The 20212-nt window shown below is 63.0% G+C and carries 19 protein-coding genes and 1 riboswitch; of the genes, 11 read left to right on the top strand and 8 right to left on the bottom strand.

Annotated elements, in window-relative coordinates; genetic code table 11:
• Nucleotides 1-435: 435 nt before the first annotated feature.
• Nucleotides 436-639, top strand: a complete 204-nt coding sequence (locus AC1RRE_RS10965; protein ID WP_492981170.1) for a cold-shock protein — start codon at nt 436-438, stop codon at nt 637-639.
• A gap of 50 nt (nt 640-689) precedes the next feature.
• On the opposite strand, the gene AC1RRE_RS10960 is transcribed toward AC1RRE_RS10965, so the two are convergent.
• On the bottom strand, nt 690-1937 hold the full coding sequence (locus AC1RRE_RS10960; RefSeq protein ID WP_492981169.1) for an adenylate/guanylate cyclase domain-containing protein: 1248 nt from the start codon (nt 1935-1937) through the stop codon (nt 690-692).
• 84 nt (nt 1938-2021) lie between these two features.
• Nucleotides 2022-3275, bottom strand: a complete 1254-nt coding sequence (locus tag AC1RRE_RS10955; protein WP_492981168.1) for an MFS transporter — start codon at nt 3273-3275, stop codon at nt 2022-2024.
• A 317-nt stretch (nt 3276-3592) separates the two neighbouring features.
• On the opposite strand from AC1RRE_RS10955, the gene AC1RRE_RS10950 reads away from it, so the two are divergent.
• Both AC1RRE_RS10950 and AC1RRE_RS10945 read left to right on the top strand, forming a co-directional pair.
• Nucleotides 3593-4840, top strand: coding sequence for an HlyD family secretion protein (locus tag AC1RRE_RS10950; protein ID WP_492981167.1), 1248 nt, complete (start codon nt 3593-3595; stop codon nt 4838-4840).
• A gap of 4 nt (nt 4841-4844) precedes the next feature.
• Nucleotides 4845-6809, top strand: coding sequence for a glycosyltransferase family 2 protein (locus AC1RRE_RS10945; RefSeq protein WP_492981166.1), 1965 nt, complete (start codon nt 4845-4847; stop codon nt 6807-6809).
• 15 nt (nt 6810-6824) lie between these two features.
• Here the strand turns inward: AC1RRE_RS10945 and AC1RRE_RS10940 are convergent, their stop codons facing one another.
• The 3 genes from AC1RRE_RS10940 to AC1RRE_RS10930 form a co-directional block, all read right to left on the bottom strand.
• Entirely contained in the window at nt 6825-7772 is a 948-nt protein-coding gene (locus tag AC1RRE_RS10940) for a methyltransferase domain-containing protein (RefSeq protein ID WP_492981165.1), read from the bottom strand.
• Between the two features lie 123 nt (nt 7773-7895).
• Nucleotides 7896-8567, bottom strand: a complete 672-nt coding sequence (locus tag AC1RRE_RS10935; protein WP_492981164.1) for a hypothetical protein — start codon at nt 8565-8567, stop codon at nt 7896-7898.
• A 43-nt stretch (nt 8568-8610) separates the two neighbouring features.
• Entirely contained in the window at nt 8611-9525 is a 915-nt protein-coding gene (locus AC1RRE_RS10930; protein ID WP_492981163.1) for a LysR substrate-binding domain-containing protein, read from the bottom strand.
• Nucleotides 9526-9628: 103 nt separating this feature from the next.
• Here AC1RRE_RS10930 and AC1RRE_RS10925 point away from each other — a divergent pair, with 103 nt between their 5' ends.
• Entirely contained in the window at nt 9629-10537 is a 909-nt protein-coding gene (locus AC1RRE_RS10925; protein ID WP_492981162.1) for a DMT family transporter, read from the top strand.
• Between the two features lie 61 nt (nt 10538-10598).
• On the opposite strand, the gene AC1RRE_RS10920 is transcribed toward AC1RRE_RS10925, so the two are convergent.
• On the bottom strand, nt 10599-12284 hold the full coding sequence (locus AC1RRE_RS10920; protein WP_492981161.1) for a thiamine pyrophosphate-binding protein: 1686 nt from the start codon (nt 12282-12284) through the stop codon (nt 10599-10601).
• A gap of 23 nt (nt 12285-12307) precedes the next feature.
• A complete protein-coding gene (locus AC1RRE_RS10915; RefSeq protein ID WP_492981160.1) occupies nt 12308-12631 on the bottom strand; it encodes an NIPSNAP family protein in 324 nt (107 codons plus the stop codon).
• Between the two features lie 220 nt (nt 12632-12851).
• On the opposite strand from AC1RRE_RS10915, the gene AC1RRE_RS10910 reads away from it, so the two are divergent.
• From AC1RRE_RS10910 to AC1RRE_RS10885, 6 genes are all read left to right on the top strand, one after another.
• The gene (locus tag AC1RRE_RS10910; RefSeq protein ID WP_492981159.1) at nt 12852-14039 is read left to right on the top strand and encodes a pyridoxal phosphate-dependent aminotransferase; all 1188 of its coding nucleotides are present in this window, start codon (nt 12852-12854) and stop codon (nt 14037-14039) included.
• 178 nt (nt 14040-14217) lie between these two features.
• Nucleotides 14218-14556, top strand: a complete 339-nt coding sequence (locus tag AC1RRE_RS10905) for a P-II family nitrogen regulator (RefSeq protein WP_492970590.1) — start codon at nt 14218-14220, stop codon at nt 14554-14556.
• 113 nt (nt 14557-14669) lie between these two features.
• A complete protein-coding gene (glnA, locus tag AC1RRE_RS10900; RefSeq protein WP_492981158.1) occupies nt 14670-16079 on the top strand; it encodes a type I glutamate--ammonia ligase in 1410 nt (469 codons plus the stop codon).
• A gap of 193 nt (nt 16080-16272) precedes the next feature.
• On the top strand, nt 16273-16902 hold the full coding sequence (locus tag AC1RRE_RS10895) for a tetratricopeptide repeat protein (protein ID WP_492981157.1): 630 nt from the start codon (nt 16273-16275) through the stop codon (nt 16900-16902).
• A gap of 49 nt (nt 16903-16951) precedes the next feature.
• Nucleotides 16952-18004: an MBL fold metallo-hydrolase gene (locus AC1RRE_RS10890; protein WP_492981156.1), complete on the top strand. Its 1053-nt coding sequence runs from the start codon at nt 16952-16954 to the stop codon at nt 18002-18004.
• A gap of 95 nt (nt 18005-18099) precedes the next feature.
• Nucleotides 18100-18411, top strand: a complete 312-nt coding sequence (locus tag AC1RRE_RS10885; RefSeq protein WP_492981155.1) for a ferritin family protein — start codon at nt 18100-18102, stop codon at nt 18409-18411.
• 16 nt (nt 18412-18427) lie between these two features.
• Here the strand turns inward: AC1RRE_RS10885 and AC1RRE_RS10880 are convergent, their stop codons facing one another.
• Nucleotides 18428-19126 (bottom strand): DJ-1/PfpI family protein, encoded by a 699-nt coding sequence (locus AC1RRE_RS10880; RefSeq protein WP_492981154.1) that lies wholly within the window; start codon nt 19124-19126, stop codon nt 18428-18430.
• Nucleotides 19127-19150: 24 nt separating this feature from the next.
• Nucleotides 19151-19234, bottom strand: a riboswitch (ZMP/ZTP riboswitch).
• A gap of 156 nt (nt 19235-19390) precedes the next feature.
• Here AC1RRE_RS10880 and AC1RRE_RS10875 point away from each other — a divergent pair.
• The gene (locus AC1RRE_RS10875) at nt 19391-20182 is read left to right on the top strand and encodes an aldolase (RefSeq protein ID WP_492981153.1); all 792 of its coding nucleotides are present in this window, start codon (nt 19391-19393) and stop codon (nt 20180-20182) included.
• Nucleotides 20183-20212: the final 30 nt, after the last annotated feature.

Below are 20212 nucleotides of genomic sequence, written 5' to 3'. Positions count from 1 at the left end.
CCAGACCGGATTGTGGGGAAGGAAGAAGACCGGTGATGATACGCCGGCGGGTCACTGCATCCCGCTTTACGGTCGGCGATCATCGTTGGTCTTGACGACCAGGACTTAAGATAAGCACATCACCCCTTAATTCAAGGTTACTTTCCGCTTAGAGGCAAAAAAGCCAAAGATTTCACAATATTGCCGCAATTGAGCCCTGTCCGGGCTGCCTCCGCAACCGCCGGTGCGTTGACAAGCCGGCACCCCTGCTTTCTTATGACCCTCGCAATCGATGTTTTGGCCTGCTTCGGCAGGCCGTCGTAGTCTTCAAGACCCACGACAGCTGCCAGGCTTCATCCAAAATTCAGGTTGTTCGGACCATGCCTCACCGCATGGCCGTTTCCAATGGCATGTCGACGACATGCCTTTCTTGACTAAGCCTATCAGGAGTTTCCTATGGCGAACGGTACCGTGAAGTGGTTCAACAACACCAAGGGCTACGGCTTTATTCAGCCGCAAGCCGGCGGCGCAGACGTCTTCGTGCACATCAGTGCCGTTGAACGCGCTGGCCTGTCGAGCCTGAACGAAGGCCAGAATGTCGAATACGAACTGGCCACCCAGAAGGGCAAGACCTCGGCGGTGAACCTCAAGGTTCTTTGATCGCCCGCGATCATCCGCGAATGGAAACGGCGCCTTAACAGGCGCCGTTTTTATTTCAGCCCGAAGACTTCGCGCGGCTCGGCCACGCCGCGCAGCGTATGACGCCCCAGCGAGACCAGTCCCGCCGCCTCGCCCGCGGCCGAGGCGAAAGATGCCGAAGCCAACAGGCTGCGCCCTAACGTGCCGCAGAGATTTTCCAGCCGCGCAGCTTCGTTGACCGTTGGTCCGATCAGGGTGAAGTCCAGGCGTGCGCCGGTGCCGACATTGCCATACATCACCGTGCCCTGGTGCAGGGCGATATCGAAACTGAGAACCGGCAATCCGTCTTTCTCCCGGGCGGCATTCAGCTCGGTCACGCAGGCCAGTCCCTCGCGGGCCGCCGTCAGCGCCGCGGCGCAAACCTCAGCCGTGCTACGGCTGCCGTCCAGCTGGAAGCTGGCCAGCAGGCCATCCCCCAGGAATTTCAACACCTGCCCGCCGCCGGCCTCAATGGCAGGCCCCAGACAATCAAAATAGGCGTTCAGGGTTTCCAGCAGCGGCTCGATGGTCATGCGGTCGGCCAGCGCCGTGAAGCTGCGTAGATCGGCATAGAGGATCACAGCATCGACGCGCTGGGCCTGACCACGCCGGATCGCGCCATTCAGCACGCGATGCGCAGCATCACCGCCGATATAGGCCGCCGTCACGTCGCGGCTGAGCTGCGTCAGCATCGCCGCCTTGATCGCCAGGGCCAGCAGCGGCACCAGCCGCCGCAGCCGCATGATGTGATCCTCGTCGAAGCCGCCGGGCCGCGCCGTGGTGAAGGAACTGATCATGCCGATGCCGGCATAGCGATCGGTCACATGGGTCGGGATGTCGAATGTCCACCCAAAGCTGAAGGCCTGCGCAAACCAGTCGGTCAGGCCCTGCTCAACGAATTCCTGCAGCACCGGAAAATCGAGAACGGCATCAGGCCCGGTCAACGGCCGCTGCATTTCGGTGATGCCGTTTGCCAGCATGTGGCGCAGCGGACTGGTGGCCCAGGCTTCGGGCTCATCGCCCGGCTCGCGATGCGGCATGGCGTCGTTGCCCACCAGACCGCCTTCCTGCGTCCAGGTATAGCCGCGTGCGCGTACCAGCGGATGCAGGGTCGCCATGCCGATAAAGACACGCTGCAGCGGCACGCCGGCTTCGGTGACGCGGGCACAGAAATCCGACACCAGCGCATCGGGAGACATATCGTCCAGTCCGGAGCGGACCAGCCACATCGCCACAGGGACATCGCTGGCGGGCATGAGATGGGCATTCGGAATTGTCATGCTGGCAGCCTATACGACTGCGCCATCGATTTCCGCTGCTGCAGAATGTTTTTTTGTGATCCCAGTCAGATTCAGGCGCTGGGTTCAGGCGGCCTTGGCTGCTTGGTTCGCCACCTCGTCGGCACGCGGGTCTATATCGGCCCGCACCGGCGCCGTGCTGGGCATCGTCACGAAATCGGTCTTCTGATCCTGCGCCGGTGCGGCACGCTGACCCATGCGATGCACTGCAAAGACTGCCATGGCGGTATGGACGATGGCGGTGAAACCGAACAGGCCCAGCGGCCCCACCTGCTGCATGGCCACGCCGGCCACCACCGGGCCGATCACCGATCCCGCACCATTGATCAGCAGCAGGCCACCGGCGATGGCGACGAAATCCACGCCGGTCGCCATGTCGTTGGTATGGGCGACGCTGATGGCATAAAGCGGAAAGGAAAACACGCCGAACAGAAACGCCGCACCGATCATCAGATCCGGCATGGTGAGGTAGGTGAAGATCACCAGCCCGGCAGACCCAGCCGAGAGTGCACAGGCCAGCATGATAGTCTTGCGGCGATCCATCCGGTCCGACAATCGGCCAAACGGATATTGCGCCAGTGCGCCGCCGACCACGGTGGCGCTCATGAACCAGGCGACCTGCGGAATGGTCAGGCCGGCCTGTGAGGCGAAAGCGGGCGCCATGCCCCAGAAGGCACCGTTCGCCAGCCCCACTGTCAGCACGCCCGCCGCACCGACCGGCGAGACGCGATAGAGGCCGCGCAACGAGAGGCGCGCCGAAGAAATCGGTGCTGGCTGCGGCGAACGCGTCATCGCCACTGGCACGGCGGCGAGCGAAACCAGGATCGAGGCCAGGCTGAACAGATGAAAGCGGACGGGATCATCGGCCAGCAGCAGCATCTGGCCCAGCGTGATGACCGAGAAATTCACCGTCGTATAGGTCGTGAAGATCATGCCGCGATTCTGCGGTGTCGCACGTTCGTTCAGCCAGCTCTCGATGATCAGGTACAATCCCGCCAGGCACAGCCCGGTCATGGCGCGTAATACCCACCAGGGGGCCGAGCCGACGAACATCGCATGCGCCAGCGGCACCACCGAGGCGACCGAGACCATCGCGGTGAACAGGCGGATATGACCGACGCGACGAATCAGCTTGGGCGTCAGCACGCAGCCGGCGACGAAGCCGATGTAATAGGCCGATCCGAGAATGCCGATGGAGAGCGAGCCGAAGCTTTCCAGATTCGCCCGCACCGGCAGCAGGGTGCCCTGCAGGCCGTTTCCGGTCAGCAACAGGGCAACACTGAGGAGGAGAGCGCCGACGGGGGCGAGACTGCTAATCATTCGGGTCCGGCAAATTCAGGGGGGGTACTGACGACATTGTTACGAGATTTGAATGTATCAAGGGCGCTGCCGCCCAAACAGGCGATCAGCCCCCCGTCTCCCGCGGTCTGCTCGCGTGAGTAGATATAACGGATAACCCGGCCATCGGTGCCGCCTTGCGATTGCAGGAAGTAAGACTTTGTAATCCGCACCGAAATCATTTGCTAACCATAAGGCCGGCCCCGACCGGCAACTACTTACGGTATTTTTATGAATGGCTCCGCTCCGCTGACGGCTATGACAGGCTTGTTCACACGGAGCCACCGAAGTCGATGTACATGCAGAGCCTGAAAAACAAATCCGTCGCCCCCGGACGCATGCTGCGGATCGGCCTGGGTCTGCTGCTGCTCGGGCTGTTCGGCTACGCCCTGCTGCCGGGCGTGTTCTACGCCCAGCTGCCGGCCGGCCGCGTCAATGCCGAACTGCAGACACTGCGCTCCCCCATCGATGGCCAGATCAGCTTCAACGGCGTGCGCATCGGCGAACCGGTGAAGACCGGTCAATCCCTGGCGGTTCTGCGCGATCCGCCTGAACGCGATGTCCGGCTTGCCGGCCTGCGCGCCCAGGGCGATGCCCTGGCCGAACGTATCAGCGGTATCGAACAACAGATCGAAGCGCTGGATCCCTTCCTGCAGCGGCTGGGCGGCGACAGCACCATGTTCCGCAACGCCGTGGTGAGCAACCTGAATGCCCAGATCGCCGAAGCCGAGGCGCGTGTCCGCCGGGCTGAAGCCAATGCCCGCCTGCTCGATGCGCAGTTCAAGCGGATCGAACCGCTGGCCGAGAAAGGCTATGCCAGCCGCGCCGACTTCGACCGCCGCCGCTCCGAAGCCGATGTCGCCCAGGCCGAACTGGTCGCCCAGCGCCGTAACCTTGACCGCGTGCGCCAGGAGCGCAGCGCGGCCGACCAGGGTGTTTACCTGAGCGACTCCTACAACAATGCCCCCTATTCCCAGCAGCGCCGCGACGAGATCGAACTGCAGCGCCTGTCGCTGATCAGCCGTCGTGCGGAACTGGCCGCCGAACGTGCGCAGGTCGAACGCCAGTTCGAGGCCGAACAGCGCCGGCGCCAGCAGACCGGCGAAGCGATCATCGCCACCCCGGCCGATGGCGTCCTGTGGCGCCTGCTGGAAAGCGAAGGCGCCACCGTCGGGATCGGCGCGCCACTGATGCAGGTGGCCGATTGCTCGCGCATCTTCTTTGAGGTGGCGCGTGATCGCCGCACCGACGAGACCCTGTCCATCGGTGACGCCGCCGTGGTCGAGTTCGAACGCAATGGCCGGATGGTCAGCCACAAGGCCCGGCTGGTCGGCCTGCGCGGTGACCAGGATGGCGACCGCCGTGAATTCGCAATCACCACTGCCGCTGGTATCGACCAGTTGCGCTGGATCTTCGCCGTGGATTTCTCTACTGGTGAAGGACAGCAGGAATCCTGCCCGATCGGCCGGGTCGGGCGGCTGCGCTCGATCGATACCGCCATCGACCGCCTGAGCAAGCGCTTCACCACCCTGTTCAACGCCAGCTGATTCCGTGGAAAACCTGTTCGCTGCTGCGCCCGGCGTCATCCTGCTGATCGGCGCCTTCCTGCTGCTGCCGGTGCTGCAGCCCACCAACATGCTGGCGCGGCGCAGCCTGATCATCGTCGTGCTGCTGCTCAGCCTGCGGTACTTCTGGTGGCGCATCACCGAAACGGTGCCGCCGCTGGCTCAACCGGTGGATTTCGTGTTCGGCCTGCTGTTCCTGATCCTGGAACTGATGCTGGCCTTCAGCACCTATGTCTGCCTGCTCACCTTCTGGCGACATCGCGACAACAGTCCCGTCGCCGAAGAGAACGAGCGCCGCAGCTATGAAGCCGAGATGCCGGCCGTCGACGTTTTCATCCCCACCTATAATGAATCCTGGGAGGTGCTGGAACGCAGCATCCTCGGCGCCCGCGCCCTGGATTACCCCAACTTCAAGGTCTGGGTCCTGGACGACACGCGCCGCGACTGGCTGCGCGACAAATGCGCGGCCATGGGCGTGCGCTATCTGCGCCGCGACAGCAACGAAGGCGCCAAGGCCGGCAACCTGAACAATGCGCTTGGCATCTCAAAAGCCGAAACCAATGCGCCCTACATCATGGTCCTGGATGCCGACTTTGTGCCGAAGAAGAAGTTTCTTCGCCGCGTGATCGGGTTCTTCGACGACCAGCAGGTGGCGCTGGTGCAGACGCCGCAGTTCTTCTTCAACCCGAACATGCTGCAGCATAATTTCATGCTGTCGGCATCCTGGGTCGACGAACAACGCTTCTTTTTCGACACCCTGCAGCCGGCCAAGGATGCCTGGGATGTCTCCTATTGCTGCGGCACATCCTTCGTGGCACGCCGCGCCGCCATCGAGGATATCGGCGGTTATCCGATGGAGACCATCACCGAGGATATCCTGCTCAGCTTCAAGCTGATTGACGCCGGCTATGTCACGCGCTACCTGAACGAAAAGCTGTCGCGCGGCCTCGCGCCCGAAACCATCGGCGAATACATCAAGCAGCGCAGCCGCTGGGGCATCGGCGCTATCCAGTCGCTGTTCGTCAAGGTCGGGCCGTTCGGCCGCAACAACCTCGACCTGCTGCACCGTTTCCTGTTCCTCGAGACCGCGAATTACTGGCTCAGCCTGCCGGCCTTCTGCCTGTTCGGCCTCATCGCACCCCTGCTCTACTGGTATGGCGGCATCTCGATCCTGCGCGCCGATGCCGGCGACTACGCCTATCACTTCATGCCGGCCTTCTTCTCCTCGACTGCACTGTTCGTCTGGGTCTCCGGCGGCCGCATCGTACCGATTCTCACCGACCTGACCGAGTTCGTCTGCGCCTCGCGCGTGGCGCCGTCCGTCTGGACTGCGTTGCTGTTCCGCAAAACGCAGACCTTCAACGTCACCAGTAAAGGCGTGATGAGCGACCGCGTGCAGATCAACTGGACGGTTTTTCTGGAAGCCGGCGCGCTGTTCGTACTGACCGCCTTCGCCATCGCGGCCTTCACCAGCACTCTGGTTGACGGCCGGCAGCCCGATGGCGGCGATCCCACGCTCTATACATTCTGGAGCTGCTGGAATCTGCTGATCATCGCGCTGGTCATGCTGCTCGCCGTGGAACGGCCGCGCATGCGCCGCGAGGAGCGTTTCGACCTCAACGAACCGGTCAGCCTGCTATGGAAAGGCCTGCGCCAACCGGTCCGCCTGCTCGACATGTCGGTCTCGGGCGCCCGGCTCGAGGTGCTGCCGGCGCTGGCGACCCATCTGCGCGACGCCGATATCATTGTCGAAATCGCTGAAGTCGGTCCGGTCACCGCTCATGTCACCTCGGCCGGCGGCAACCTGGTGCATCTGCGCTTTGGCATTGGTACCCCGCGCGAGGCCATCATCACCAAGCTCTATACCGGCGACTATGAAAGCGTGACGCATCTCGCCCAGGTCGGCACCGCCTTCGGCGACGTGTTCAAGCGCGCTTTCGGCCTGCGATAGGTCGACAGCCACAGATCAGCTGAACCTTTCACCGGCACGGCAATAGAACTGCCTGACCTGGACGCTGCCGTCATCGAACGCACCCAGCCGCAGCGCCCAATGCTCGGCTTCCGCCAGCACCCAGTCCAGGCGTCCCGTCTCCATGTTGCGCGCCATGTCCTTGATCGACCGCGTATAGCGATCGAAGGCATGCAGGATGTTCCGGCGGATCTGCGCCGTGATATCGGCGCATTCGATGATTTCGAAATGGCAATCCTTCAGGGCCACTTCCCACTGGCGCATCGTCATCAGGGAAACCCGCTGCGGTTCCAGCCGGCGCCAGCGCGTAAAGGCCTCGCTGGAGCCACCGTCGCTGCGCACGAAGTCGCTGATCAGCATCGCGCCGCCAAGCTTCATGGCCTTGCGCATTTTCTCCAGAAGCCGCGGCTTGTTTCCCACCCCCAGCAGTCCTTCTTTCGACAGCATGTAGTCGAAGCGGTACTGTCCGAAATCGATCTCGTCGAGGCTGGATTTGGACAGGGTCCACCGGTCGCGGTTCGGCTGCCGATGCATCGACCTGTTCCATTCGATCGACAGCAGGTCGTCCGGTTCATAGGCAACCCCGTGACAGGACAGTCGGTTCACGCGACGGCTCAATGCCCCCAGGCCCGCTCCCAGTTCCGCGACCAGGCTGTTGCTGGCAATGCCCAGCCGCGCGATGGATGCATCAAGTTCCCGGATATTCACCGGGATATGTCGGCTCATCCCGAAAACATCCTGCACGACAGCAAGCCGTTCGTTCGACCAGTCGCGCAGCGATGGGGTTTTCGTGAAATCGAGCGCACGCGGGCCGGGCCCTGCTGCGCCATCCCGGGTGCGGAAATCCAGCACCCCGCTATCGTCTTTGCCAGGCGACTTGCCCAGCCAGCCACGCAAACGGTGGCTGAACGTGGCGCTGTTCTGCGCCAACGGCTTCCGTACCATATGTCCCTCCTGGACATGTCATGCCGACGATTCTGTCGACCTAATCAGCATAGGAGGAATGGCGGCGGGGGATATAACCCAGTTGAGTGATCGGCCGGCGTGTAATCGGCCGGGTACGGCCGATCACTTGTTCGGCGTCACCAGTTTGGTCGAGGTGAACACACCGAGATCGTAGCCGGTCTTGCCGGCGATCTTTTCACATTCGTTGTAGCGGTTATCCCGGCTCTCACTGCCATTGCAGAAGAAAACCGAAATGCCGTCATTGCGCTTCAGGCGGGCTGAATCAAAGAAATAGATGAAGCCCGCATTCGTGGGGATCGTGGTCCAGCGGTTGACCAGTTCGACATCCGCCTTCCCGTCACTGAAATCGATGATGTATTTACGCAGCTTCTCGACCGCGCTCCGGTCGACGCCGCCGCCGGTCTCGTAATTGCCGTGAAACCCGACATGGGTCTTGCCCACCGGCTGGTCATCGGCGACCTGGCGTTCGACGCCACCGAGGAACATGCGCGAGCAGGAGGATCGGCAGTAGCCCGAGACGGCCGTGTTCAGGCCGCGCGCACGGATCATGGTGCCGATGTCATAGCCGGTACGGCTGTCTCCGCCGGGCGAATCCCGCAGAACCACCGTCTTCACGGCGGCATTCTGATTGATCAGGGTGAGGAACTTGTTGTAGTCGCCGCGAAAGACTTCACCCGACAGGATGATCTGGTCGCCGGCCACCTCCATCGTCATGGCTGCGGCATTGCCGCCCGCCAGCAGAAGCAGCGTCAAGGCTGCCGCATGAAGCTTCATGTTCCCCCCATGATCTTCCCGCCCGGTCTGACAACAGGCGTCGTCAAACCTCGCCCAGAAATGCTGCCAGCATCGAGGGCTTCACGCCAGCCTCGGCCGCAATGCGCGTTGCAAGCTGGATCGCGGCAGGACGCGGAATGCCGGGCGGACGGTCCATCCAGTAGGACACCGAATTGAGTGCGGTCAGATGATCGACCGCCATGATGCGCCCCTGGTCGATATCCACCTGCGCCAGCGGCGGTCGCGCCAGCGCGACGCCTAAGCCGCAGGCGGCGGCATCCAGCACGAGATTGTAGTCTTCAAAGCGCCGGTCCTGCGGACGCGGGCGATAGTCCAGTCCCTGCTGCGCCAGCCAGGCGCGCCAGCCGGTAGCGCTGGAATCATGCAGCAGCGGAAATTTCAGCAGGCGCTCCGGCTTGCCCTTGCCGATCTGCTTCGCCAGCGCGGGCGAGGCCACGGGAAAGCAGTGTTCCTCGAAAAGCTGCATCGAGATGCGACCGGGAATGGTGCCGCGCCCGCAGCGGATGGCGAGATCGATGCCCTCATCCACCAGATCGACATGGCGGTGATCGACCAGCAGCTGCACGCGCAGGGCCGGCGGTCCCGCTTCCAGCGCGGCCAGGCGCGGCATCAGCCAGCGGCCGGTGACGGACGGAATGGAATTGAGCCGCACGACGAGGGAGCCGCGCGGATCGGTCCAGCGGTCGGAATAGTCGGCGATCAGCGAAAAGGCCTCGCGCGTACGCTGGTACAGCCGCTGCCCATCCGGCGTCAGCCCCACGCCGCGCGCCTGCCGGTCGAACAGTTTCACATTCAGCCAGCGCTCCAGCTTGGCCACCTGCCGGCTGATCGCGCCATGGGTCAGGTTCAGGGTCTCGCCGGCCGCCGAAAAACTGCCCAGCCGGGCGGAGGCCTCAAAAGCGCGCAGCGTATCGAGCGGCGGAAGCTGGGCTGGCAAGCTGTGATCCATATGCACAGCAGACCCCTGATCTACTCGATTGTCAATCAGCTCCTGCAGGCGCATCTCAGGGACAGCACAACGCTCACCCCGGATACCCGTCATGACCGCCACCTGCGACGCCGCTCCAGTCCCCGTTTCCACCCTGCGCAGCCGGATCGACCCGGTCACCGTCGCGGCCGTGGCCATTACCGTGGTGGCCTGGTCCTCGGCCTTCCCGGCCATCCGCGCCGGCCTGGCCGGTTTCGGCCCGCTGGAGCTCGGTGCTGCCCGCTTCGCCATCGCCGCGATCCCGGCTGCCATCTTCCTGGCGCTGACCCGCCCGGCACTGCCCAAGCTGGCCGAGGCCTGGCGCTTCATCTCCGGCGGCCTGCTGTTCGTGGCGCTCTATACGGCGTTGCTCAATATCGGCGAACAGACCATCACGGCCGGCGCGGCCAGCTTCATCATCAACGTCAACCCGATCCTCACGGCCGCACTGGCCATGGCGCTGCTGGGCGAACGCTTCGGGCGCTGGGCTTGGCTCGGCACCACGCTGTCTTTCACCGGCATCGGTCTCATTGCGCTGGGCGACATCGACAACCTGCAGCTTGACACCGGCGCACTGTTCATCCTGGGCGCGGCGCTCTGCACAACCGTCAACACCATCATCCAGAAACCGCTCTTCACCCGGCACAAGCCGTTGACCGTCTCGGCCTGGAACATGGTGATCGGCGCGCTGTTCCTCGCACCCTGGATGCCCGGCGCCTTCACCGAAGCGCAGGCCGCATCGACGGGCCTGCTGCTGTCGGTGCTGTATCTCGGCATCGTGCCCAGCTTCATCGCCTATGGCAGCTGGGCCATTGCGCTGTCGCGCCTGCCGGCCGCACGCGCCAGCAACTTCATGTATTGCGTACCGCCGACCGCGACCCTGATGGGCTGGGTCTGGCTGAACGAAGTGCCGACCACGTTGGGCCTGATCGGTGGCGCGCTGGCACTGGGCGGCGTGGTACTGGTGAATTTAAAAAAGTAATCGCCGCAGATAAAAAAGGCCGGACTGTTTTGCAGCCCGGCCTTTGTCCTATGGCGAAAGATCACCGATCGCTGTGATGCGCCTTGGCCTTCACGGCCGCTTCGCGGATCTGGGTCAGCGTCATGCGCGGGGTCAACGCTTCCGGGTCCAGCTTGATCTCGATGATCGACGGCTTGCCCGAGGCCTTGGCACGTTCGAAGGCCGGCGCAAATTCTTCCGTCTTCACTACCGTCTCACCATGGCCGCCAAACGCGCGCGCATAAGCGGCGAAGTCCGGATTCTTCAATTCGGTGCCACTGACGCGCGCTGGATACTCGCGCTCCTGATGCATCCGGATGGTGCCATACATGCCGTTGTTCACCACAACGACGATGATGGCGGCGTCATACTGAAGCGCGGTGGCGAATTCCTGCCCCGTCATCAGGAAGCAGCCGTCGCCGGCAAAGGCAACCACCGTGCGATCCGGATTGGCGATCTTGGCCGCCACCGCCGCCGGCACGCCATAGCCCATCGAGCCGGACGTCGGCGCGAGCTGGTTGTTGTGGCGGCGATAGCGATGGAAGCGATGCAGCCAGGTGGCGTAGTTGCCGGCGCCGTTGCACAGCACCATGTCCGGGCCCTGCGTCTTGGTCAGCCACTTCACGATCTCCGACATCTGCACATCGCCGGGTGACGGCGGCACGGTCTGCCAGGCCTCGTAATCGGCGCGCAGCGTCCTGGTGCTGTCGGCCCAGGCGCGGCCATCGACTGGGCCAATCTTCTGCAGTCCTGCGGCAAAGCCGGCAGCCGTCGCATTGATGGCGAGGTCGGCCGTGTAGACGCGGTTCAGTTCTTCCGGACCGGCATGCACATGCACCAGCGTCTGGTTGGGCAGCGGAATGTTGATCATGGTGTAGCCGCCGGTGGTCATCTCGCCCAGCTTGGCGCCCATCACCAGCAGCAGGTCGGCCTCGTTGATACGCGCCTGCAGCTTCGGATTGATGCCGATGCCGACATCGCCCACGTAATTCGGCCAGTCGTTATCCAGATAATCCTGGCGGCGGAAGGATGCGCCGACCGGAATGCCCGACGCGCTGGCCCAGGCCTGCACCTGTTCGCGCACGCCTTCGCTCCAGCCCGAGCCGCCGACGATCATGAAGGGCTTCTTCGCCGCCTTCAGCATGTCCTTCAGCCTGGCCATCTGCGCATCCGAGGGATGCGTCTCGGCCGGCTGCACCGGCTTGCCGTCGATGGCTTCCACCACATCCGTCAGCATGTCTTCAGGCAGTGCCAGCACGACCGGACCGCGCCGGCCCGACATCGCCACGCTGAAGGCGCGGCTGATGAATTCCGGAATGCGCGTGGCGTCGTCGATCTGCGCCACCCATTTGGCCATCTGGCCGAACATGCGGCGATAGTCGATTTCCTGGAAAGCCTCGCGCTCGATCATGTCGCGGCCGACCTGGCCGATCAGCAGGATCATCGGCGTGGAATCCTGGTAGGCGACATGGACGCCGGCCGAGGCGTTGGTGGCGCCCGGACCGCGCGTCACCATGCAGATGCCCGGCTTGCCCGTGGTCTTGCCATAGGCATCGGCCATCATCGCCGCGCCACCTTCCTGGCGGCAGATCACAAAACGCATGTGGTTGGTGTGGTCATGCAGACCATCCAGCACGTTGAGGAAGCTCTCACCCGGCACGCCGAAGATGGTATCGACGCCCTGGATGCGAAGCTGCTCGACGAGGATATGACCGCCACTGCGTTTCATGACTCTGTACTCTTTCGTGATGGTTAGCGCTTGATCTGGAAGAAGCTGGCCGGAGTCATCAGTTGGTTCTGCTGATTGATCAGGTAACCCGCCTCGCCGCTCTTCTTGATGAAGGCCTGCCAGTCCGGATCGGCCTGCATGCCGGCGCGCTTCGTCTCGCGATCGGCAGCGCTCTCATAGACCCAGATATGGGTATAAGTGTTGATTGCACCGGTCTCGGTGACCAGGAAGGCCAACGGTTCGCCCAGGTGCTTCTTCTGCGTAGTGAAGCCATACTTTTCATACAGCTCAAGCTGCAGCTTGATGGTGTTCGGGCGGCAGGTATAGGTGCGGACGTCGAGCAGCATTTTTCGTGTTTCCTCTGGGTAAGGCCAAGGACACTAGGCACCCCTCGGGGCCCGCGCAAGCGGCAGACCACACAGGGAACTTGTATCGGCCCGGGACAACTACCGTGTTGCGCAATGGATCATTTCAAAGGTCCATTTCACCGTCAATTTTCGCCCCCTTGCCTTGCCCCCTCCCCGGAATCCCGGCATAAGCAGACGGACTATACCGGGAGGAAAAACAATGCAGATTGCCGCGCGGATGTCGCGTCTGGGCTCGGAAAGCGCCTTCGAGGTTCTGGCTCGTGCGAAGGCTCTCGAAGCCCAGGGCAAGAGCGTCATCAATCTCGGCATCGGCCAGCCTGATTTCCCCACCCCGCCGCATGTCGTCGAGGCCGCCATCAAGGCGCTGCGCGACGGCCATCACGGCTATACGCCGGCCAACGGCATTCTGCCGCTGCGCGAAGCGGTCTGCGCCGAAATCGCGCAACGCTACAAGGTCAGCGTCTCGCCCGACCGCATCGTCATCGTGCCCGGCGGCAAAGTCACCATGGCCACCGCCATCGAGATGTTCGGCGAGCCCGGCGCCGAGATCATGTATCCCGACCCCGGTTTCCCGATCTACGAAAGCCTCGTCAACTACACCGGCGCAAAACTCGCCGGCTATCCGCTGCTGGAAAAGGACGGCTTCGCCTTCCGCGCCGAAGACCTGCTCGCCCGCATCACGCCGAACACGCGGCTTCTCATTGTCAATTCACCGGCCAATCCCACCGGCGGCGTCGCGCCTGCGGGTGAAGTGAAGAAGCTGGTCGAAGGCCTGCAGCGCTTCCCGCATGTCACCATCATGGCCGACGAGATCTACTCGCGCCTGGTGCTGGACGGCGACGGCGCCTATGCCAGCTTCATCCCCTATCTCGATCAGTTGCAGGATCGCCTGATCATCCTGGAAGGCTGGTCGAAGACCTATGCCATGACCGGCTGGCGTTTGGGCTGGGGCCTGTGGCCGTCGCGCCTGGCCGAACTGGCGACCAAGCTCGCCATCAATACCCATTCCTGCGTCAACGCGCCGACCCAGTTCGCCGGTATCGCCGCCCTGCAGGGTCCGCAGGACATGGTGGAAGAGATGCGCCAGGCCTTCCGCCGACGCCGCGATCTCTGCGTCGCCGGCCTGAACAAGATTCCTGGCATCAGCTGCATCAAGCCCGAGGGCGCCTTCTACGCCTTCCCCAACATCACCGAGACGGGCCTGAACAGTCGCCAGATGCAGGATGGTCTGCTGGAGCAGGCCGGGGTGGCCACCATCGCCGGCACCAGCTTCGGCAGCCATGGCGAAGGCTATATCCGGCTGTCGTTCGCTGCCTCGGATCAGGCCATCACCGAGGCCCTTGGCCGGATGGCAGACTTCCTCAGCCAGCAGAAGCACAAACATTAGGCGAAATTTCGCCTGTATTTTAGGCAAACAGGGTATTTTTGATGCAAACACCCCTTCCGAAGTTACCCACACCCCCGCCTTGAGCGGGAATCCCGCGAGTTAAGCCCGGGTTAATGCTGGCACAAAGCGTGCATTATTCCCGCCGTCATTTCATTCCGGCCAAAGTGTTGTCGCACCCATGAAAAAAATCGAAGCCATCATCAAGCCGTTCAAGCTCGACGAAGTGAAGGAAGCCCTTCACGAGATCGGCCTCCAGGGCCTGACCGTGACCGAAGCCAAGGGCTTTGGCCGCCAGAAGGGTCACACCGAGCTGTATCGCGGCGCCGAATACGTCGTCGATTTCCTGCCCAAGGTGAAGATCGAGGTCGTGCTCGACGAGAGCATGGTCGAGAAGGCCGTCGAGGCGATCACCCAGGCGGCCCGCACCGGCCGCATCGGCGACGGCAAGATTTTCATTTCCACTGTCGAAGAGGTCATTCGTATCCGCACCGGTGAAAAGGGCGCGGAAGCGGTCTGACGGCGGAGCAGGAACTCTCCGCCTCTACCACCCAATCTCATCGGGCACCGTCCTTCGCGGGCAGGTCTCGTGAGTCGTTTAAACCAGGGAAGAACTAGCAGGAAAAAACAGCCATGGCTGATGCAAAATCCATTGTGAAGCAGTTTAAGGACAAGGACGTCAAGTACGTCGACTTCCGGTTCACCGATCCGCGCGGCAAGTGGCAGCATGTCGCCTTCGACATCACCATGATCGACGAAGCGACCCTGAAGGAAGGCATCATGTTCGACGGTTCGTCGATCGCCGGCTGGAAGGCGATCAACGAGTCCGACATGCTGCTGAAGCCCGACTTCGACAGCCTCACCTACGATCCCTTCTCGGCCCAGACGACCGCCGTGCTGTTCTGCGACGTGCTCGAGCCGCATGAGGGCACCCCGTACAACCGCTGCCCGCGCTCGATCGCCAAGGCGGCCGAAGCCTACATCAAGACCAGCAAGACCGGCGACGTGGCCTATTTCGGTCCGGAAGCCGAGTTCTTCGTCTTCGACGACGTGCGCTTCAAGACCTCGATGAACGAGACCTTCGTGTATCTCGACGACATCGAAGGCGACTACAACTCGGGCAAGATCTACGAAGGCGGCAACATGGGTCATCGCGCCCCGATCAAGGGCGGCTACTTCCCGGTTGCCCCGATCGATCAGGGCGGTGATCTGCGCTCTGAAATGCTGACCACCATCGCCGGCATGGGCGTGACCGTCGAGAAGCACCATCATGAAGTGGCGAACAGCCAGCATGAACTGGGCATCAAGTTCGCCACCCTGCTGAAGTCCGCTGACAGCATGCAGATCTACAAGTACTGCGTGCACAACGTGGCGCATGCCTGGGGCAAGTCCGCGACCTTCATGCCGAAGCCGATCAAGGGCGACAACGGCTCGGGCATGCACGTGCACCAGTCGATCTGGAAGGGCGGCAAGCCGCTGTTCGCCGGCAACAAGTATGCCGGCCTCAGCGAGATGGCGCTGTTCTACATCGGCGGCATCATCAAGCACGCCAAGGCGCTGAACGCCTTCACCAACCCGCTGACCAACAGCTACAAGCGCCTGATCCCCGGCTTCGAAGCCCCGGTGCTGCTCGCCTACTCGGCGCGCAACCGTTCGGCCTCCTGCCGTATCCCGTTCGGCGCCGGCGAGAAGGCCAAGCGCGTTGAGGTCCGCTTCCCCGATCCGGGCGCGAACCCCTACCTGGCTTACTCGGCCATGCTGATGGCCGGTCTCGATGGCATCAAGAACAAGATCCATCCCGGCCCGGCCATGGACAAGAACCTGTATGACCTGCCGGCTGAAGAGCTGAGCAAGGTTCCGCAGGTTTGCGGCAGCCTGCGTGAAGCGCTGGAAGCCCTCGACAAGGACCGCGCCTTCCTGAAGGCCGGCGGCGTCTTCTCGGATGACTTCATCGACAGCTACATCGATCTGAAGTTCGAAGAGGTGCATGCCTTCGAGCACACTCCGCATCCGATCGAGTTCTCGATGTACTACTCGGTCTAACGACCTCCCAAGATTGGACTTCCCTGGGCAAGCGGCTTTCAGCAGCCGGGCGTCCAACGAGCCCCGCCGGTTCCTGCCGGCGGGGCTTTTCGTTTTTTAACGTTCCGCTTTCCCCTCGCCCCGTCTAAACTTCGCCTGTCGCCGCCAAAAGAGACTGTTCCGGGGTGACGGGGGAAGAGTGATGCGGGCAAGAATGCTCGTCCTGGCGCTGGCCATGCTGGCAGGCGGCTGCGCCAAGGATTTCGAAACCACGAATATGGCGCGCTACCACGATGCCGGTATGCGAGCGGAGCTTGGCCGTGACTATCAGACGGCCGAGCAGCAGTATGAGCGCGCACTGGTCTGGGCCGGCACCGAAAATGTGCCCGCGTCGATGCTGTCGCTCAATCTCTACAATCTCGGCCGCATGAAGGGCCATAGCTGCAAATTCGACGAGGCACGCGAACTGCTGCTGACCTCGCTGGCGCTCGAAGAGAAAACCTCCGGCCCGGCCAGCGCGCAGGTCACGCGCCGACTGTTCGAATTGGCGCGCCTGTTCTACGACCGCCGCCAGTATGCCGAGGCCCAGCCCTATTATGCGCAGGCCATCCCGATGGTGCGGCAGCTTGGACTGGAAGCCGACGATCCCGCCAGCCTGGCCGAGGCCCTGCTGGAATACGCCGCGACCCTGCGCCAGGCCGGTGACCTGCGCGCCGCCGCCGGCGCACGCGCCGATGCCGATACCCTGCGTGACCGCTATCCCGGCATGGACCGCAAATACCGGATTGCCCGCTACAGCCTTGCCTGTCGCGGCACGGCGGCGGCCCAGCGCGGCCGGGCCTGAGTGACGGGCATCACCGCAACCACCTGCTGCACCCTGTAAGCTGCTGCACATGCGCCGCACGCTTTGCCTCTTCCTGACCGCCCTCGCTCTCGGCAATTGCGCACCGCGCACAGAGGTGCAGATGCCCGACAAGCCCTATCACCATCTCACCGATGGCCGCTTCCGCAATCCTGAAGGTTCGATCCCCGTCGAGCCGCCGGGCTTTGGCACCCTCGCGCCCTTCTGGTGGCGCATGTTCATGGCCAGCTTCGAGACTGACATCGTCCCCGAAGGCCATGTGCTGCCGGCCGCCGAGGTACAGGCCGGTCTGGCGCGCCACCACAATGCCGACAGCCTCACCTGGCTCGGCCATGCAGCCTTCCTGGTTCGCATCGGCGGCGCCACGCTGCTGACCGATCCCTATCTCTCCGACCATGCCGGGCCGTTCAACCGCTTTGGCCCCAAACGGTATGTGCCGCCGGCGCTGGACCCGCAAACGCTCCCACCCATCGACATCCTCACCGTCAGCCATAATCACTACGATCACCTTGATCTCGCAGCATTGGACGCGATGCCGAACAAGCCGCGCATCAGCGTCGTGGTACCGCTGGGGCTGGGCCATTACTTCACCGATCTGGGCTATACCGACGTCACCGAGCTGGACTGGCATCAGAGCGTCGTGCGCAAGGGCGTGACCGTCACGGTGACGCCGGCGATCCATTTCTCGCGGCGTGGCCTGTTCGACGGTAATCGCACACTCTGGGCCGGCTTTGTCTATCGCGCCGGCGACAAGCGCCTGTATTTCTCCGGCGACACCACCATCGGTCCAGTGTTCCGCGAGATCGGCGAGACCTATGGCCCCTTCGATCTCGGCCTGGTCGGCATCGGCGCCTATGAGCCTGCCGCGATCATGCGCGGCAGCCACACCACGCCGGAACAGGCGGCCCAGCTCACCCGCGACGTGAAGGCGAAGCGCATGATCGGCATGCACTGGGGTACGGTGCGGCTCAGCGAGGAGCCGCAATTCGAAGCCGCCGACCGCCTGCGCAAGGCCGCCGGCGATCTCGGTTATGCGCCCGAAGACGCCGGCGTGATGAAGATCGGCGAGACACGGGCTTTCTGACTCCTGGCCTTCTGAACATTATTCTCAGAAGGAACTTCACCGGATTTCGGCCATTTCTATTGGGACCCCAGACACACGTCCCCTTAGGAGCCCCCATGTCCAGCGAAGACCTTCACGTCCCCCGCGAACGCCTCAGCAAGGAGGCGCTGCATCTGCATTACGCCATCACCTCGCTGATGGAGGAGATGGAGGCCGTCGACTGGTATCGCCAGCGCGCCGACGACTGCGACGACACCGCGCTCAAGGAAATCCTCCTGCACAACATGCGCGAGGAAATGGAGCATGCGGCGATGGTGATCGAATGGATCCGCCGCAACAGCAAGGATTTCGACAAGGAGCTGCGCGAGTACCTGTTCACTGACAAGGACATCGCGAAGCACGAAGAGGAAGCGACCGGCAAGGACTGACCTTGCCGTTACGCCGTTATACCGGCAAGCGCGCCAGTACGCGCTTGTCCGTTTCCACCATTGCCCCGGCATAGTCGCCCAGGCGCCCGCGCAGACGGGACACCGTCTCTGCACCGGCACTCTGCGGATTGCCGCCATAGGGCGGTTGCGGATCATATTCGATCTGCAACTGGATTTCGCGCGCGACGGCTTCGCCCGCCAGCGTCGTCACCATCGCCAGCGCAAAGTCGATTCCGGCCGTGACGCCGCCGCCGGTGACGCGATTTCGATCCGTCACCACGCGCTGCGACACCGGCGTGACGCCAAAGGCCGCCAGACGATCCAGCGACATCCAGTGCGTGGTGGCACGATAGCCCCGCAGCAGCCCGGTCGCAGCCAGCACCAACACGCCGGTGCAGACCGCCGTGACAAACCGGCACCCTGGCGCCTGCTTTTTCAGGAAATCGAGCAGCACCGCATCTTCCATCGCCTGCAGATGACCACCACCGCCCGGCACGCAAACCACGTCCAATTGCGGACAGTCGGCGTAGGTCGTGGTCGGCAGGATGGTCAGGCCGGCACTGGAACTGCGCACCGGCTGCAGGTCATGCGCCAGCAGATGGCATTGCGCACCAGGCAACTTGGCGAAGACCTCCCACGGCCCGGTGAGATCAAGCTGGGTGAGATTGGGAAAAAGAATAAACCCGACCTGGAGTGTCGGTGCGGCAGCGGACATCAGGGCCTCCTTGATCAAGGCTTGCGTGAGTGCCCAGGCGAACGGCGTGTATTCGTTCGCGCTCCCCGGTGGTGATCCACCTTGATATCGCCAGTCGCGCGAACGGCGGCAGTCTGCCGCAGGGCATGCAAGCGGGCAACCGGCAAATTGTCGCCATGCATTTTACTTGGCCATCAGGAGAGACGCGGCTCAGGGTTCCAGCTTTCGTGAAGACGACAAACATGAGAAACTGGCAGCGATCAGTTCAGAATATGGACCGCTCCCATGGCCCACGCCCTCTCCACCAACAGCAAGGCTCTCACCGGCCATAATCGCCCCGATCTGGATACGCCCGACATCCGGCAGGCGCGCATCGATCTGGCCGCCTGCTTCCGTATGGCGGCGAAGCTCGGCCTGCATGAGGGCATCTGCAACCATTTCTCTGCCGTGCTGCCCGGCCATGACGACCTCTTCCTGGTCAATCCTTATGGCAAGGCCTTCAGCGAAATCTCGGCGTCCGATCTGGTGATCTGCGACTTCCATGGCAATGTCGTGCATGGGACCGGCGTGCCGGAAGCGACCGCCTTCTACATCCATGGCCGCATGCACATGAACGTGCCGCGCGCCCGCGTTGCCTTCCACACCCATATGCCCTATGCCACCGCGCTGTGCATGATCGAAGGACCGCCGCTGGTCTTCGCCGGGCAGTCGTCTCTGAAATTCTACGGCCGCACCAAAGTCGATGAGGATTACAACGGCCTGGCGCTCGACAGTTCCGAGGGCGACCGCATCGCCTCTGCCGTCGGCGAGGCCGATATCGTTTTCATGAAGCATCATGGCGTGATGGTACTGGGCAAGACCATCGCCGAGACCTGGGACGACCTCTATTACCTGGAACGCGCCTGCGAGGTGCAGGTGATCGCGCAGAGCACCGGGCGCAAGCTGATCCCGGTTGATCCGAAGATCGCCGCCATGACCTACCAGCAGATGCACGATGGCGATGATGAATCCGCCCGCCTGCATCTGGAAAGCATCAAGCGCGAACTCGACCGCGAGCAGCCGACCTACAAGGACTGACCGGAATCCGGCCAGTCCCTGTTCAGCCTG

The organism is Ferrovibrio sp. GW821-FHT12D07, assembly GCF_058807275.1.
This window is presented reverse-complemented; position numbering and strand designations above follow the sequence as displayed.